The organism is Streptomyces polyrhachis (assembly GCF_042663125.1).
GTDB classification, from domain to species: Bacteria; Actinomycetota; Actinomycetes; order Streptomycetales; family Streptomycetaceae; genus Streptomyces; species Streptomyces polyrhachii.
Window position 1 is genome coordinate 17,146 of record NZ_JBHSZO010000028.1, and the last position, 16,368, is coordinate 33,513.

Here is a 16,368-nt window from a genome sequence, read left to right on the forward strand (position 1 = left end):
GGTGCACGGCCCGATCCCGGCGAAGGCAGGCCCGTATGACGCCCAGCGACCCCAGCGGCGCCCTCTCCGAGCGCGACGCGCGCGTCCTCAGCCGGCGCGAGCGCCGCGTCAGCCCCGTCTTCCTGGCCCTCGTCGCGCTGGCGGCCGTGGCCGGCTGGGCGCTCCTGCGCGGCCGGGGGCTCGCCGCCGGGACGGCGACGGGGCTGGTCGTCTTCGTCTTCGTCAGCGCGGCCTGGGTCGTCTCCCTGTGCCTGCACGAGTACGCGCACGCGCGCACCGCGCTGCACAGCGGCGACATCTCGGTGGCGGCCAAGGGCTACCTCACGCTCAACCCGCTGAAGTACACCCACGCCCTGCTCAGCATCGTGCTGCCGCTGCTCTTCGTCGTCATGGGCGGTATCGGGCTGCCGGGCGGCGCGGTGTTCATCGAGCGCGGGCGCATCCACGGGCGCCTCAAGCACAGCCTGGTCTCCGCCGCCGGGCCGCTGACGAACGCCGCCTTCGCCGTGGCCTGCGCGGCCCCGTTCTGGCTCGGCCTGCTCGACGGGGCGCCGGCGGCCTTCCGCTCGGCGCTGGCGTTCCTGGCGATGCTGCAGGTCACGGCCGCCGTGCTGAACTTCCTGCCGGTACCGGGACTGGACGGCTACGGGGTGGTCGAGCCCTGGCTCCCCGCCCGGCTGCGCGCCAAACTGGCACCGGCGGCCGGGTGGGGGCTGCTGGCGGTCTTCGCGCTGCTGTGGATCCCGGAGCTGAACCGGGCGTTCTTCGACGCGGTGTACGCACTGCTCGGCGCGCTCGACATCAACGAGGCGGAGGTGCGGTGGGGTTGGGACTGGTACCGCTTCTGGGACGGAGCTCCCGGCGCGTGAGCGACGCCCGGCACGCACTCTCGCTGCACGGTGGGCTTGGACAGGTGGCTCCGCCACATGACCAAGCCCACCGCACACCGAGAGCACGCACCGGACGCCGCTTCTTCAGGCGTAGGACGACTCAGGACAGACCTTAGGAGTCCGCGCCGCCCCTGCTGCCCGAGAGGCGGGCACGGCGCAGGTAGTACCAGGCCATGTTGGAGGAGAGGCCCGCGAGCAGCAGCCAGATCGCGCCCATCCACAGCCCGTTGGCGAACGACACCACCGCCGCGGTCACCGCGAGCGCGCAGACCGCCGTGGCGAAGTAGGCCAGGCGCCTGGAGTCGGCGGGACGGGCGGGGCCTGCGGGGGCGGACATCTCGGGCTCCTTCACGGCGGCGGGTACGCGGACCATTCTCCCAGAGGTCCGCCGCCCCCCGTGCCCCGGCCGCTCTCAGACGTCGGTCAGCCGGACCCCGGCGTGCGTGCGGTAGCGGCGGTTGACTGAGATCAGGTTGGCCGTCAGCGCCTCGACCTGGTGCGCGTTGCGCAGCCGCCCCGCGTACAGCCCGCGCATCCCGGGGACGCGGTTGGCCAGCGCCTGCACGAGGTCGGTGTCGGCGCGGTCCTCGCCCAGCACCATCACGTCGGTGGTGATCTCCTCGACCCGCGCATCGCGCAGCAGCACCGCCGAGAGGTGGTGGAAGGCGGCCGTGACGCGGGAGTCGGGCAGCAGCCCGGCGGCCTGCTGGGCGGCGCTGCCCTCCTTGGGCCGCAGCGCGTAGGCGCCCTGCTTGTCGAAGCCGAGCGGGTTGACGCAGTCCACGACGAGCTTGCCGGTCAGCGCCTCGCGCAGCCCCTCCAGCGTCTCGGCGTGCGCCTCCCAGGGCACGGCGACGATCACGAGGTCCGCACGGCGGGCGCACTCCTCGTTGTCCGCGCCCTCCACGCCCAGCCCCAGCTCCCGGGCCGCCGCGCGTGCCCGCTCGGCGCTGCGCGAGCCGATGACCACGTGCTGGCCGGCCTTGGCGAAGCGGTAGGCCAGCCCGCTGCCCTGGTCACCGGTGCCGCCCAGGACGCCGACGGTGAGGCCGGAGACGTCCGGCAGGTCGAAGGGGTCCTTGCGGGCGGGCTTCGCCGCGGCGGGGGTGTCCGAAGTCATAGGCCGCATCGTACGGGGGACAGTTCCGCGACCGGCTGCGGACCGGGCCGCCGGTCGTGCAGGATCGGGCGCCATGGACGCGGTACGGGTGGCGTTGCTGAGGGAAGTGCTGGCCGGTTCGGAGTGGCTGCCGGCCACCCGGCGGTTCGCGGGCTCGCTGCGGATGTCGCTGCGCGGTGCGGCCCGCGCCGCCGCCCACGGCCGGGGCGGCGGGCTGCTGCTGGTGGGCACGCGGGAGTACGAACCCTGGCATCTCGCCGCGCATCTGGACGACGAGGCGGCCTGGTCGGGGCAGCCGGAGCTGTGCCCGACGCTGGTGCGCTACCGGGTGCCGCCCGCCGCGCCCGCGCATCTGGCCGTCGACCTCAGCCGGCTGGAGGCGGCCGGGCGCGGGGAGACGGTGCTGGTGGTGGCGCCGGGCGAGCCGGGGGCGGGGCTGCTGGAGCGGGTCAGCGACGCGCGGCGCGGCGGTGCGACGGTGCTGGCGCTGGTCGGTCCGGGAGGCGGTCCGGGGGCCGGTCCGGGAGGCAGCCCGCCGGGCGGCTCGCGGGAGCTGGCCGCGCTCGCCCACGACGCGCTGGCCCCCGACCCGGCGGGCGGCGTGGACCTCGACACCCTCCAGCACCTGGTCGGCGCCGCCGCCGGGGAGACCGGCGCCCCCGCCGGCGCGGCCCCGGCACGCTCCGGGCGCCGCCGCTTCACCGACCGGCTGGCGCGGCTGGCGGAGCAGCTGGCGGTCCCGCCGCCGCCGCGCTGGTAGCCCCGGGGCCGTATGGGCGCCGGGCCCGTACTCCCGCGAAAAGCTGTTGCCATCTACACGCACGCGCCTCAGCATGGCTCCTCGTGACCGACGCCCCCACTCCCCCACCACCGCGCGGCCTGCGCGCCCTGCTGCCCGACCTCGCGCCCTGGCACAGCTCCGCGGACTTCCGGCGGCTGTGGGTCGCCGGGCTGATCTCCACCTTCGGCAGCTTCCTGACCTTCGTCGCGCTGCCGGTGCAGATGAAGGAGCTGACCGGCTCCGTCGCCGCCGTGGGCGCGATCGGGGCCGCCGAGCTGATCCCGCTGCTCGTCTTCGGGCTGTACGGCGGGGCGATGGCGGACGCCTTCGACAAGCGCAGGCTGATCCTGTGGACGGAGGTCGGCAGCGGCGTCCTGGCCGCGGCGCTGCTGGCCAACACGCTGCTGCCGGAGCCGATGGTCTGGCCGCTGTACGTCATCGCCGCCGGTTCGGCCACCATGACCGCCATCCAGCAGCCCGCGATGACCTCCCTCGTGCCGCGCATCGTCGCGCACGACCACCTGCCCGCCGCGACCGCGCTGAACTCCGTGCGCTGGCAGGTCGGCGGCGTCGCGGGTCCGGCGCTGGCCGGGTTCGTGGTGGCGTACGCGGGGGCGGAGTGGGCGTACGGGGCGGACGCGGTGACCTACGCGGTGTCCGTCGCGCTGACGGTGGGGCTGGCCGCCTCGCCGGCCTCGCACGAGGCCGCGAAGCCCTCGCTGCGCTCCATCGCCGAGGGCGCCCGCTACGCCTGGAGCCGCAAGGAGCTGCTGGGCACCTACGCCGTGGACCTGTCCGCGATGTTCTTCGCCTTCTGCCTGGCCGTCTTCCCCTTCCTCGCCGACGAGCTGGACGCGCCCTGGTCGCTGGGGCTGATGTACGCGGCGCTGCCGGCCGGCGCGATGCTGGTGAGCCTCACCAGCGGCTGGACCTCGCGGGTGCACCGGCACGGGCGGATGGTGGTGCTGGCCGCGGTGGGCTTCGGCGTCTGCACGGCGGCGGCGGGGCTCGTGCACCACGTGTGGCTGGTGCTGCTCTTCCTGGTGCTGGGCGGGGCCGCGGACATGGTCAGCGGCATCTTCCGCGGCGCCATCTGGAACCAGACCATCCCCGACGAGCTGCGCGGACGCCTGGCCGGGATCGAGCTGCTGTCGTACTCGGTGGGCCCGATGAGCGGGCAGCTGCGCTCGGGCGGCACGGCGGCGCTGATCGGCGTGCGCGGCTCGATCTGGTCGGGCGGGCTGCTGTGCGTGGCCTCCGTGGGCCTGCTGGCGGCGTGCCTCCCGGCTCTGATGTCGTACGACGTGCGTACGAACGAGCACGCGACGCGGCTGCGTACGCAACGGGAGGCCGCCGCCGCGACGGCCTGAGGGGCTGGCGGGGGACGGGGTCAGGACTTGTCGTCCCCGTCCCTCCACCGGTCGTCGTCGGAGTCCCACTTCTCGTTGCGCGCCTCGGCGATCTGGATGGCGTGCTCGGCGGCCTCGCGGGTGGGGTACGGGCCGAGGCGGTCGCGGGCCGGGCACTGCGGGCCCTGCTCGACCGCGCGGTGCTCGATGCAGTAGTACCAGCCCTCGTCGGACTCGTCGGGGGTCTTCTTCTTGAACAGAGCCACAAGCGCTCCCTGTGATGGTCGGGACAGCCGTCTGCCGCCATCGTGCCCGAAGTCGCCCCGATACACTCGCTGCCATGTCTGGCCAGTCACTGCTCGTCCCCGGGACGCTCACCCCCGCCCGCGCCGTCCCCCGCTCCATCCCGCGCCCCGAGTACGTGGGGCGGCCGGGACCCTCGCCGTACGAGGGACCGGAGGTGCAGGACGCGGAGACCGTCGAGCGGATGCGCCTCGCCGGCTCGCTCGCCGCCCGCGCGATGGCGGAGGCCGCCAAGCACATCGCGCCCGGGGTGACGACCGACGAGCTGGACCGCGTCGCCCACGAGTTCCTCTGCGACCACGGCGCCTACCCCTCCACGCTGGGCTACCGGGGCTTTCCCAAGTCGCTGTGCGCCTCGGTGAACGAGGTGATCTGCCACGGCATCCCCGACTCCACGGTGCTGCGCGACGGCGACATCGTGAACCTCGACGTCACGGCCTTCATCGGCGGCGTGCACGGCGACAACAACGCGACCTACCTCTGCGGCGACGTGGACGAGGAGTCCCGGCTGCTGGTGGAGCGCACCCGCGAGGCGCTCAGCCGGGCGATCAAGGCCGTCAAGCCGGGCCGGGCGGTCAACGTCCTGGGCCGGGTGATCGAGTCCTACGCCAAGCGCTTCGGCTACGGCGTGGTGCGCGACTTCACCGGGCACGGCATCAACTCCGCCTTCCACAGCGGCCTGATCATCCCGCACTACGACAGCCCGCACCACGCCACGGTGATGCGGCCGGGGATGACGTTCACGATCGAGCCGATGCTCACGCTGGGGACGCACGAGTACGACATGTGGGACGACGGCTGGACGGTCGTCACCAAGGACCGGCGGCGCACGGCGCAGTTCGAGCACACGCTCGTCGTCACCGAGTCGGGCGCGGAGGTCCTGACGCTGCCCTGAGCCGGGGCGGGGTTGGGTTTCGGTCATTTCCGGCCCGCGGTCCCGGTGCGCTTTCCCGGCCCGCGTCCGCCGATCGGGTGAGCGGTTTGTGCACAGGGGCCGGGTTGTCCACAGCGGAGCCCCGCCGCTCTGCGTGCCGCGATCTTCTGCGTGAGAATGATCGCGGTCGCCCAGGCAGCGGGCCGGGCGCCGGACCAAGGGGGGTGCGCCTTGTCTTCAGGGACGTCTTCACCACCGTCCTCACCGCCGTTCTCGGCGCGGCTGCGGGCGGGGACGCGGGAGCGGCACGAGGAGGCGGAGCGGTCCGCGTTCATGGCCGCCCTGCTCGGGGGCGGGCTGGGCGTCGAGGACTACACGCGCTACACCGGCCAGCTCTGGTTCGTCTACCGGGCGCTGGAGGCCTGCGGGGAGCGGCTCGCGGAGGATCCGGTGGCCGGGCCCTTCGTCCGGCCGGAGCTGGCCCGCACCCCGGAGCTGGAGCGTGATCTCGACCACCTGCACGGGGGCGGCTCCTGGCGCGGCGAGCTGGCACCGCTGCCCGCCACCGCGGCGTACGCCGCCCGGATCGAGGAGTGCGCGCGCGACTGGCCGGCGGGCTGGGTGGCGCACCACTACACCCGTTATCTCGGGGACCTCTCCGGGGGGCAGGCCATCCGCTCGCGGGCCGAGCGGCTGTGGGGTTTCCCGTCCGGGGGCGACGGGGTCCGCTTCTACGTCTTCGAGCGGATCGCCAACCCGGCGGCCTACAAGCGGGATTACCGCAAGCTGCTGGACGCGCTGCCGCTGGACGCAGCGCAGGAGGAGCGGGTGATCGAGGAGTGCCGGGCGGCCTTCGCGCTCAACACGGCGGTGTTCGAGGAGCTGGGTGGGACGGATGGGGCATGAGCTGACCAGGTGTTAACAGAGCCTGTCCGATCGTGCACTTGCGCATCCACACGGCGGTGGCACGCTGGTAATTCGTGTCGGCGACAAGAGCGGAGGGCGAACCGGGGGAGGCCGCCATGTGAGCGGTTTGTGAAAGAATCTTGTGGATTTCGCACAACCGTCAAGGGGGGTGAACGGTCGTACGCCATGACCTTGCGCCGTCGCGCACGCATGTGAATCCGGCTACAGCCAGGGTGAGACCGTGTGGAAACGACAGCAGAAATCATGGGATGGGCGTACAGTTCCGGGCATTGTGACGCAGCCCTGACAGGGGTGTTGACCGGGGAGGTCGGCTGCGTCTCCACACAGTCGCGATGTGTCCAGGGGGGAACATGCGACGTATCGGAATCGCCGATACGACCAGCGCTGCGCCAGCGGCGCCTGACCGTACTGAGGTAAGACGCCGGCGGCAGCCCGGCCGGCCACGCCGTAACGGGTACAAGCCCGTCTGGTACCTGCCCGTGGCCACGGGCCTGTCCGCCGCGGGGGTGGCACTGCCCGTCGTCCTCGTCTACTCCGCCGCGCAGGAGGCGCATCCGTTCCTCTGCGCGGTGATAGCCACGCTGGGCTGGCTGCTGGTGCAGGCCGGCCGGCACCGCTTCGACCAGCGCAACCTGGGCGAGTCCCGCGCGCCCACCCCGGTCCTCCAGGACTGGCTGATCCTGCTGGGGCTGCTGGCGGTGACGCGCACGGTCACCGGCGAGTCCTCCGATCCGCGCACGGCGCTGCTGGCACTGCTGAGCGCGCCGGTCGTGGCGTACGCGGGCCGGCTGCTGCTCCACCGGCACCTGGTGGCCTCGCGGCGCGAGGCGCACGCCGTGCGCCGGGTGCTGGTGGTCGGGGAGCCGGGCGCCGCCGACGTGGTCGTGGGTCAACTGGCGGCGCGCACCGACCATGCGTACGTCGCCGTGGGCGTCGTCCCCGTCGGTGAGGCCCGCTCCCTGTGCGGAGTGCCGGAGGTGGCGCGCCTGGGCGCGCTCGCCGCGGACTCCCCGAGCTGGGACGCCGGCGCCGTGCTGGGCGCCGCCCGGGAGCACGGCGCGGAGCTGGTGCTGATAGCGCCGGGCCCGCTGCTGGCCGGGGTCCGGCTGCGCCAGCTCAGCTGGTCGCTGCACGAGGCCGGGCTGCCGCTGGCCGTGCTGCCGGGGGTCACGGAGGTCGCCGAGCGCCGGATGCGGCTGTCGGTCACGGCCGGGCTGACCCTGCTGCACATCGCGCCGCCGCTGCGGCGCGGTCCGCAGCTGGTGGCGAAGGCGGCGCTCGACCGGGTCGGCGCCGCGCTCGGGCTGCTGCTGCTCTCACCGCTCTTCGCGGTGATCGCGGTGGCCATCAGGTCGACCTCGCCGGGTCCGGTGTTCCACCGGCAGACCCGGCTGGGGCGGCACGGCGAGCAGTTCACCATGTGGAAGTTCCGCAGCATGGTGGTGGACGCCGAGGAGCGGCGCGCCGAGCTGAACGCGGTCAACGAGCACGAAGGGCCGCTGTTCAAGATCCGCAGGGATCCGCGGGTGACCCGGGTCGGCGAGGTGCTGCGCCGCACCTCGCTGGACGAACTGCCGCAGCTGATCAACGTGCTGTGCGGTGAGATGGCCCTGGTGGGCCCGCGTCCGCCACTGCCGGAGGAGGCCGTGCGCTACACGGAGACGGAGCTGCGCCGACTGGACGTACGGCCCGGGATGACCGGTCTGTGGCAGGTGAGCGGCCGCTCCGACCTGTCCTGGGACGAGACCGTCGCCCTGGACCTGCGCTATGTGGACAACTGGTCGATCGGCTACGACATGGGCGTCATGGCCCGGACGGTGCGGGCGGTCGTGGACGGCCGGGGGGCGTATTGAGCCGCCCCCCGGGGCCGCCCGCCGACTCAGTTCCGCGCCTGCTCCCGCTCCTCCTCCGCCTGCCAGGCGGCGTACACCGAGGCGATGCCGTCCCGCAGGGCGATCTTCGGCTGCCAGCCGAGGGACGTCATGCGGGAGACGTCCAGCAGCTTGCGCGGGGTGCCGTCCGGCTTGCCGGCGTCGTAGGCGATGCGGCCGGTGTAGCCGGTCACGTCCCGTACGGTTGCGGCGAGTTCGCTGATCGTCAGGTCCTCGCCGCAGCCGATGTTCACCGGGCCGTCGCCGTCGAAGGTGCGCAGCAGCAGCTCGCAGGCGGCGGCCAGGTCGTCCACGTGCAGGAACTCCCGGCGGGGCGTGCCCGTACCCCAGAGCACCACCTCGCCGCCGCCCTCGGGGTCGCGCAGCTTCGCCTCGTGGAAGCGGCGGATGAGGGCGGGCAGCACGTGCGAGGTGGCCAGGTCGAAGTTGTCGCCGGGGCCGTAGAGGTTGGTCGGCATCGCGGAGATGTAGGACGCCCCGTACTGGCGGCGGTAGGACTGCACCTGCTCGATGCCGGCGATCTTGGCGATCGCGTAGGCCGAGTTGGTGGGCTCCAGCGGACCGGTGAGCAGCGAGTCCTCCCGGATCGGCTGCGGGGCGAGCTTGGGGTAGATGCAGGAGGAGCCGAGGAAGAGCAGCCGGTCCACGCCGGCGGCGTGGCTGCCCGCGATCACGCTGAGCTGGATGCGCAGGTTGTCCTCGAGGAACTGCACGGGACAGGTGCTGTTGGCCATGATCCCGCCGACCTTCGCGGCGGCCAGCACCACCGCGTCGGGCCGCTCCCGGTCGAGGAAGGCGGCCGTGGCCGGCGCCTCGCGCAGGTCCAGCTCCGCCCGGGTGCGGGTGAGTACCTCGTAGCCGTCGGCGCGCAGCCGCCGGGTGATCGCGGAGCCGACCAGGCCGCGGTGACCGGCGACGAAGACCCGGGCGCCGGGCCGCAGGAGATCGCCGGAAGGGATCGCTGGCGTTATGGATGCCGTCATGGGCGTGCATTCTGCCAGGTCCCGTAGGTACACCGCATAAGTACACAGACACATGAGAATCATCATCCATCACCATGCAATGGGGGGAACGACCCAATGACCACGGGTACTTCGAAGAGCGCGCTGATCACCGGCGTCACCGGCCAGGACGGCTCGTACCTGGCGGAGCTGCTGCTGGAGAAGGGGTACACGGTGCACGGGCTGGTGCGCCGCTCCTCCTCCTTCAACACCGAGCGGATCGACCACATCTACCAGGAGCCGCAGGAGGCCGAGCGGCGGCTGATCCTGCACCACGCCGACCTCTCCGACGGGGTGGCGCTGGTGAACCTGCTGCGCGACCTGCGCCCCGACGAGGTGTACAACCTGGGCGCGCAGTCGCATGTGCGCGTCTCCTTCGACGCGCCGCTGTACACCGGTGACGTGACGGGGCTGGGCTCGATGCGGCTGCTGGAGGCGATCCGGGCCAGCGGGGTGGACACCCGCATCTACCAGGCCTCGTCCTCGGAGATGTTCGGCGCCACCCCGCCGCCGCAGAACGAGCGCACGCCCTTCCACCCGCGCAGTCCGTACGGCTGCGCCAAGGTCTTCGCGTACTGGTCGACGGTCAACTACCGCGAGGCGTACGACATGTTCGCCGTCAACGGCATCCTGTTCAACCACGAGTCCCCGCGCCGCGGCGAGACCTTCGTGACCCGCAAGATCACCCGGGCGGTGGCGCGGATCCAGGCCGGTCTGCAGGACCGCCTCTACCTGGGCAACCTGGACGCCGTCCGCGACTGGGGCTACGCGCCCGAGTACGTCGAGGCGATGTGGCGGATGCTGCAGCAGGACGCCCCGGACGACTACGTGGTGGCGACCGGGGTGGCGGCGACGGTGCGGGACTTCGTGGAGACGTCCTTCGCGGCGGCGGGGCTGGACTGGTCGCAGTACGTGCGCTTCGACCCGAAGTACGAGCGCCCCAGCGAGGTCGACGCCCTGATCGGGGATGCCGGCAAGGCGGAGGCGCGGCTGGGCTGGAAGCCGGCGACGACCTGGCGGGAGCTGGCCCAGATCATGGTCGCGGCCGACATCGAGCAGCTGGCGGCGGAGCTGTCGGGCGCGCGGGTGCGGATAGACCGCTGAGCCGGCCGGGTGCGGGAGTGCGGGCATCACGGGATGATCCGCATTCCCGCACCCGTAGCGCGAAAAACCCGGAAAGGGAGACCCGCGCGCAGGGTGTCGGTGGGGGGCGGTACGCTGCGCGCAACAGATGGCCGGGGGGCCGTCTTCCATGGCCTGGGGGGCTTTATGCGTACTCGACTCGGGGCAGTGACCGCTGCCTTCGCGATCGGATCGGCGAGCCTGGTGCTCGCCCCGCCGGCGGCGGCGCTCACACCGCCGGTGGCGATGACGGCGGACGCGCTGTCGACCTGGCAGACCAACGGTGTCGTCTGGGCGCTGGCCCAGGCGGACGGGGTGGTGTTCACCGGAGGGACGTTCTCCGCGATCCGCCCCTCCGGCGCCGCGGCCGGCACCGATGAGCAGCCGGCGGTGAACTTCGCCGCGTTCGACGCCGCCACGGGCGCGCCGACCTCCTGCCAGCTGTCCTTCACCGTCGGCAGCGGCACGGCGACGGTGCGGGCGCTGGCGGTCTCGCCGGACAAGCAGACGCTGTACGCGGGCGGTACGTTCGGCGCGGTGAACGGCGTCGGGCGCTCCAACGTGGCGGCGATCGACATCGCCACCTGCACGGTGCGCGACGACTTCGCGGTGTCGGTCTCCGCCACCGTGCACGCACTGCTGGCCACCTCGGACACGGTGTATCTGGGCGGCGGCTTCGCCACCGTCGGCGGTCAGGAGCGCAAAAGCTTCGCCGCGGTGACGACCACCGGGCAGGTGACGGACTTCACCGCCGACGGCACCGATCTCACCAGCGCCGCCGACTACCGCTCGGGGCGGGCGCTCGCGCTCTCCCCCGACGGGACGAAGCTGGCGCTGGGCGGCGAGTTCGACGCGGTCAACGGCCAGTCCTCGCACGCTCTGGCGGTGGTGGACCCCACCTCCGGCGCGGTCCTCAGGGCGTACGGCAGCGGCTTCATCCAGGAGTCCTCCGTGGTCAAGGACCTCACGGTGGACGGCTCGGCGTTCTTCACCGCCAACGAGGGCACCGGCGGCTTCGACGGCCGGATCGCGATCAACCTCAGTGATCTGAACCAGCGTTGGCGCGACACCTGCCTGGGGGCCACCCAGTTCGTCGAGGAGTACCACTCGGTGCTCTACAGCGGCAGCCACGCGCACGACTGCTCCTCGATGGGCGAGTTCCCCAACCAGCCGCGGATGCACCTGCTGGCGCAGTCGGTGGACAATCCGGCGAAGCTGGGCTGGTTCCCCGACACCAACGACGGCATCGGGGAGAAGATCGGCCCGCGCGTCGTCACCACGGCCAGTGTGGGCGGCGTGGACTACATGTGGGTCGGCGGCGAGTTCACCACCGTCAACACCAAGCCCCAGCAGGGCCTCACCCGCTTCGCCGACGCCCCGGACACGGGTGCGCCGTCGGTGCCGTGGGCCTCGGCGTCCAGCGTCGAGCCGGGCAAGGTGACGTTCAGCTGGCAGTCCGCCCTGGACCTCGACGACAGCCGTCTGACGTACCAGGTCTACCGCGACGGCGGCGCCACCCCGGTGTACACGGTGGAGGGCGACTCCATCCCGTGGATCCGCCCGCAGCTGACCTTCACCGACACCGACGTGGTGCCCGGCGAGACGTACACCTACCGGGTGACGGCGGGCGACGGCACCACCGCCAGCGCCAAGTCGGCGACGGCCACCGTCGTGGCGGCCTCGGCGCAGGAGGCGTATCCGGCGAAGGTGCTGGCCGACGGCGCCACGCTCTACTGGCGCTACGACGAGACCGACGGCACCTTCGCGGCGGACGCGAGCGGCACCCTCAACAACGGGGTGCACCGCGGCGGTCCGCAGCGGGGCGTCACCCCGGGCGCGGTCCCGGGTGGCAGCAAGGCCATCGGCTACGACGGCACCAGCGCCAAGTACAGCTTCAGCGACAGGCGCCACCCGCGGCCCGCGCAGTACTCGGTCGAGACGTGGTTCAAGACCACCACGACCTCGGGCGGCAAGCTGGTCGGCTTCGGCAACCGCCGGCTGGAGAAGAGCAGCAGCTACGACAAGCACATCTACATGACCAACAGCGGTTCGCTGGTCTTCGGCGTCAACAGCGGCAATACCCGTACGATCACGGCCTCCGGCGCGTACAACGACGGCCAGTGGCACCACGTGGTCGCCACCCAGGGCTCCGGCGGCATGCGGCTGTACGTGGACGGGGTGCAGAAGGCGTCGAACATCTTCTACACCGGCAGCCAGGACTACCTGGGGTACTGGCACACCGGCGGCGACAACCTGGCGAACTGGCCGAACCGCCCGGCGAGCGACTACTTCAACGGGCAGCTGGACGAGACCGCCGTCTACCCGACCGTGCTGGACGCGACGAAGGTCGCCGCGCACCACACCCTCGGCTCGGCGGGCTGAGACACCGGCCGAGGCACCGGGGAAGAGAAGACAGGAAAAGCAGGGACGCAGTACAACCCACGGTGCCCCCCGACGGTCCAAGTCGGGGGGCGCCCGGGACAGTTCCCGGCGAAGGCCCTGCGGCAGGCTCTGTGACAGGGCTGCCGCAGAGCCGACGGGGCGCATACCGCGCATATCGGATCGATCACTCACCTTCCCCCGTACCGGCGGTGTTCACCGCAGGGGGACGGTAGAGCCTTGGGGGGCTCATGAAGCACAGACGTAAGAAGAAGTGGGGAGCGGGCCTCGCGGCGCTGGCTCTGGCCGCGACCGGGGCCGTGGCCGCGGGCCTGTCCTGGAACACCCCCGAGGCCGAGGCGCTGACCGCGCCGGTGGCGATGACGGCGGACGACCTGCCCACGCACCAGACCAACGGCGTGGTCTGGGCGCTCGCCCAGTCCGGCGGGCAGGTCTTCGCGGGCGGCACCTTCTCGGCCGTACGACCCCCCGGGGCCGCGGCCGGGACGAGTGAGTCGCCGGCGGTGAACTTCGTGGCGCTGGACGCCGCGACCGGCGCCCCGACGAGCTGCAAGCTCAGCTTCACCATCGGCAGCGGGGTCGCCACGGTGCGGGCGCTGGCGGTCTCCCCCGACGGCAGCACCCTCTACGCGGGCGGCAACTTCGGCACGGTCAACGGCGTCAGCCGCAGCCGGGTGGCCGCGATCGACATCCCGACCTGCACGGTGAAGGCCGGCTTCAACGCCGGGACGGTCTCCGCGATGGTGCGCGGCATCGGGGTCTCCCCCGACGGCGGCACGGTGTACCTGGCCGGCGACTTCCTCACCGTCAACGGCCAGAGCCGCCAGCGCTTCGCCGCCGTCAGCCCCACCGGTGCGCTGACGTCGTGGACGGCCAACGCCGACCAGCGCGGCAAGGCGGTGGAGACCACCCCGGACGGGCAGCACGTGGTCCTGGGCGGCGACTTCAACAACGTCAACGGCAAGGCCACCCGCGCCTTCTCCGTCGTCACCGCGGCCAGTGGCAGCGTGGTGCGCCAGATGCCGGCCGGCAGCGGCGGCACGGCGATGGCGTCCACGTCCACCGTGCAGAACCTGTACGTGGACTCCTCCGGTATCTACACCGCCAACGAGGGGACGGGCGGCGGGGTCTTCGACGGCCGGATGGCGCTCAACCTGGACGCCGGTTTCACCGTGCGCTGGAAGGACACCTGCCTGGGTGCCACCCAGGACGTGACGGTCTACAAGTCGGTGCTCTACAGCGTCAGCCACGCGCACAACTGCAGCAGCGAGAGCCAGTTCCCCGAGCTGAACGAGCGCCAGCACCTGCTGGCCGAGTCGACGGGCAGTGACCGCCCGCTGCTCTCCTGGTTCCCGGACACCGACGACGGCCCCTCCGGCACCGAGCAGATCGGCCCGCGCGCGATCGTCGCGGCCACCGGCGGCGGCCAGGACTACATGTGGGTGGCGGGCGAGTTCACCCGGATCGCCTCCAACGGCAACCGCCTCCAGCAGGGCCTGGTGCGGATGCCGGCCGGCCCCGACACCCGCAGTCCCGTGGCGGTCCCGGACACCTTCGCCGGCTCCAACGTCACCGGCGGCGTGAAGCTGACCTGGCGTTCCAGCTGGGACCGCGACGACAGCAGGCTCACCTACCGCGTCTACCGCAACGGCACCCAGCTGGCGGCGACCGCGCAGGGCGACTCGAAGTTCTGGACCCGCCCGACGGTCACCTTCAACGACACCACGACCGAGGCCGGGACGACGTACAACTACCAGGTGGCGGCCTGCGACGCGGCGAACAACTGCACCGCCCGCTCGGCCACGGTCACGGTGACCACCCCGGGCACGCCGACGCAGACCACTTTGGAGGCGACGGCGAGCGCGGACACCTACGTCAACGCGGGCGCGCCGACGACCCTCTACGGCACCCACCAGCAGCTCGCGGTGCGCGGCACCTCCGCCTACCTGGGCTACCTGCGGTTCACCGTCCCGGCGGCGCCCTCCGGCATGGTGCTCAAGAGCGCCAAGCTGACGGTGCGCACCAGCAGCACCAGCAGCGCCGGCTCGGCCGACTCCTTCTCGGTGGTGCCGGTGACCGGCAGCTGGGCGGAGGCCACGACGAACTACGCCAACCGGCCGGCGCTCTCCGCGACCGTGCTGGGCACCTTCACCGGCCCGGCGACCACCGAGACCGACAAGACCGTCACGCTGAACTCCGGGATCACCCCCGGTTCGACCGCCAACCTGGCGATCACCAGCACCGGGACGGACGCCCTGTGGCTCTGGTCGCGGGAGACCTCCTTCGACCCCAAGCTCACTCTCACCTTTGGAAAGCCGTGACCGGGCGCAAGGCCCGCGTCACGGGCACGGCTGCGGCGCTCCTCGCCGCGGCCGTGCTCCTGGTGAGCGGATGCGGCAGCGAGGGGGACGGGCCCGAGGCGGCCGGCGGGAAGACCCCGGCGGCGTCCGGCCCGCAGGGCGCGGCGAAGGACCCGGGGCCGCAGGACGCGGTCAGTGAGGGCCCCAAGCTGCCGGAGGCCGAGCTGACCCCGGCGACGGGCACGTTCGGCACGAAGGAGAAGGAGTACCTCAAGGACCGGGTGCCCAAGGGCGTGGAGCCCGCGGCGATCCTGGAGGCCGGCGAGGAGGCGTGCCGCAAGATCGAGGCGGTGGCCGCCGTCGACAAGGACAGCGCGCGCGAGGCCATCGCCTCCGGTGAGATCGCCAACGCCGCGGACGCGATCGAGCACCTCTGCCCGAAGTTCGGGGACCTCCTCTGAAACCCCCGCGAAGCCAAGGAGCGCCACCGTTGGAAAAGCCGCTGGAAAAGCTGCCGATAGTCGTCGCGATCCCGACGAAGAACGAGGCGGAGAACATCGTGCGCACCGTGCGCTCGGTGATCGACCACGTCGCGTACGTCGTCGTGGTCGACTCCGACAGCACGGACGGCACGCAGGACCTCGCGGCCGCGGAGGGCGCGGAGGTCGTGCCGTACGAGTGGGACGGCAAGTACCCCAAGAAGAAGCAGTGGTGCCTGGACCACGTCCGCCCGGACGTGCCGTGGCTGCTCTTCCTCGACGGGGACGAGACGCCCAGCCCGGAGCTGCTGGCCGAACTGCACCGGATCTTCGGGGAGGAAGGCCGCACGGTGGCCCCGGCGGCCTTCGACATCCCGCTCGGGTACTGGTTCGCCGGCCGGCGGCTGCGGCACGGCTACACCATCGTCAAGCGCGTCCTGCTGGACCGCCGCCGCTGCCGCTTCCCGGAGCTGGGCGATCTGGACGCGCCGGGCATGGGTGAGCAGGAGGGGCACTACCAGCCGCTCGCGGACGGCCCGGTGGTCCGGCTGAAGGCGCCCATCGAGCACGAGGACCTGGATCCGGTGCGCACCTGGTTCGACCGGCACAACCGGTACTCGGACTGGGAGGCGTGGCTGGAGCACCACCCGCAGGTCCGCGAGGAGATCCGGGTGGCGAAGACGCGGCAGGGGCAGCTCTTCCACAAGGCGCCGTTCAAGCCGCTGGTGTCCTTCGCCTACGCCTACGTCCTCAAGCGGGGCTTCCTGGACGGCCGGGCGGGGCTGGACTACGCCCTGGCCATGTCCTTCTACCGCTGGCAGATCGCGCTGAAGACCCGCGAAGGGGTCCCGGGGCGCTGAGGGAGAACACAGCCGTGGGGCCCGTACGCACTGCGCGTACGGGCCCCACGGCTGCGCCGCCCGGGCGGGC

The 16,368-nt window shown here is 72.4% G+C and carries 15 protein-coding genes; 11 read left to right on the forward strand and 4 right to left on the reverse strand.

All coding sequences use genetic code 11. The features are described from left to right. Positions 1 to 35 precede the first annotated feature (35 nt). Entirely contained in the window at positions 36 to 869 is an 834-nt protein-coding gene (locus ACFQLX_RS17935) for a site-2 protease family protein (RefSeq protein WP_386416405.1), read from the forward strand. 133 nt (positions 870 to 1,002) lie between these two features. Here the strand turns inward: ACFQLX_RS17935 and ACFQLX_RS17940 are convergent, their stop codons facing one another. Both ACFQLX_RS17940 and npdG read right to left on the reverse strand, forming a co-directional pair. Then, positions 1,003 to 1,227 (reverse strand): hypothetical protein, encoded by a 225-nt coding sequence (locus ACFQLX_RS17940; RefSeq protein WP_386416407.1) that lies wholly within the window; start codon positions 1,225 to 1,227, stop codon positions 1,003 to 1,005. Positions 1,228 to 1,302: 75 nt separating this feature from the next. Next, positions 1,303 to 2,010: an NADPH-dependent F420 reductase gene (npdG, locus tag ACFQLX_RS17945; RefSeq protein ID WP_386416409.1), complete on the reverse strand. Its 708-nt coding sequence runs from the start codon at positions 2,008 to 2,010 to the stop codon at positions 1,303 to 1,305. Between the two features lie 73 nt (positions 2,011 to 2,083). Here npdG and ACFQLX_RS17950 point away from each other — a divergent pair, with 73 nt between their 5' ends. Next, entirely contained in the window at positions 2,084 to 2,770 is a 687-nt protein-coding gene (locus tag ACFQLX_RS17950; RefSeq protein ID WP_386416411.1) for a hypothetical protein, read from the forward strand. A gap of 83 nt (positions 2,771 to 2,853) precedes the next feature. After that, a complete protein-coding gene (locus ACFQLX_RS17955; RefSeq protein ID WP_386416412.1) occupies positions 2,854 to 4,161 on the forward strand; it encodes an MFS transporter in 1,308 nt (435 codons plus the stop codon). A 20-nt stretch (positions 4,162 to 4,181) separates the two neighbouring features. Here the strand turns inward: ACFQLX_RS17955 and ACFQLX_RS17960 are convergent, their stop codons facing one another. Further along, positions 4,182 to 4,406: a hypothetical protein gene (locus ACFQLX_RS17960; protein ID WP_386416414.1), complete on the reverse strand. Its 225-nt coding sequence runs from the start codon at positions 4,404 to 4,406 to the stop codon at positions 4,182 to 4,184. A 74-nt stretch (positions 4,407 to 4,480) separates the two neighbouring features. Between ACFQLX_RS17960 and map the strand changes: the two genes are divergently transcribed. From map to ACFQLX_RS17975, 3 genes are all read left to right on the forward strand, one after another. Next, on the forward strand, positions 4,481 to 5,338 hold the full coding sequence (gene map / locus ACFQLX_RS17965; RefSeq protein WP_386416416.1) for a type I methionyl aminopeptidase: 858 nt from the start codon (positions 4,481 to 4,483) through the stop codon (positions 5,336 to 5,338). A gap of 210 nt (positions 5,339 to 5,548) precedes the next feature. Next, positions 5,549 to 6,223, forward strand: a complete 675-nt coding sequence (locus ACFQLX_RS17970) for a biliverdin-producing heme oxygenase (RefSeq protein ID WP_386416417.1) — start codon at positions 5,549 to 5,551, stop codon at positions 6,221 to 6,223. Between the two features lie 371 nt (positions 6,224 to 6,594). Then, positions 6,595 to 8,097 carry a sugar transferase gene (locus ACFQLX_RS17975; protein WP_386416419.1) on the forward strand — a complete coding sequence of 501 codons (1,503 nt, stop codon included), beginning with the start codon at positions 6,595 to 6,597 and terminating at the stop codon, positions 8,095 to 8,097. A 26-nt stretch (positions 8,098 to 8,123) separates the two neighbouring features. Here the strand turns inward: ACFQLX_RS17975 and ACFQLX_RS17980 are convergent, their stop codons facing one another. Further along, positions 8,124 to 9,119: a GDP-L-fucose synthase family protein gene (locus ACFQLX_RS17980; protein WP_386416420.1), complete on the reverse strand. Its 996-nt coding sequence runs from the start codon at positions 9,117 to 9,119 to the stop codon at positions 8,124 to 8,126. A 96-nt stretch (positions 9,120 to 9,215) separates the two neighbouring features. On the opposite strand from ACFQLX_RS17980, the gene gmd reads away from it, so the two are divergent. The 5 genes from gmd (at position 9,216) to ACFQLX_RS18005 (ending at position 16,298) form a co-directional block, all read left to right on the forward strand. Then, complete coding sequence (gene gmd, locus ACFQLX_RS17985; protein WP_386416422.1) at positions 9,216 to 10,241, forward strand: GDP-mannose 4,6-dehydratase; 1,026 nt, start codon at positions 9,216 to 9,218, stop codon at positions 10,239 to 10,241. A gap of 165 nt (positions 10,242 to 10,406) precedes the next feature. Further along, entirely contained in the window at positions 10,407 to 12,641 is a 2,235-nt protein-coding gene (locus ACFQLX_RS17990) for a LamG domain-containing protein (RefSeq protein WP_386416424.1), read from the forward strand. A 248-nt stretch (positions 12,642 to 12,889) separates the two neighbouring features. Further along, positions 12,890 to 14,980 (forward strand): CBM96 family carbohydrate-binding protein, encoded by a 2,091-nt coding sequence (locus tag ACFQLX_RS17995; RefSeq protein ID WP_386416426.1) that lies wholly within the window; start codon positions 12,890 to 12,892, stop codon positions 14,978 to 14,980. After that, the gene (locus tag ACFQLX_RS18000) at positions 14,977 to 15,420 is read left to right on the forward strand and encodes a hypothetical protein (protein ID WP_386416428.1); all 444 of its coding nucleotides are present in this window, start codon (positions 14,977 to 14,979) and stop codon (positions 15,418 to 15,420) included. Before ACFQLX_RS17995 ends, ACFQLX_RS18000 begins: the two co-directional genes overlap by 4 nt. A gap of 41 nt (positions 15,421 to 15,461) precedes the next feature. Continuing rightward, a complete protein-coding gene (locus tag ACFQLX_RS18005) occupies positions 15,462 to 16,298 on the forward strand; it encodes a glycosyltransferase family 2 protein (RefSeq protein ID WP_386416488.1) in 837 nt (278 codons plus the stop codon). Positions 16,299 to 16,368: the final 70 nt, after the last annotated feature.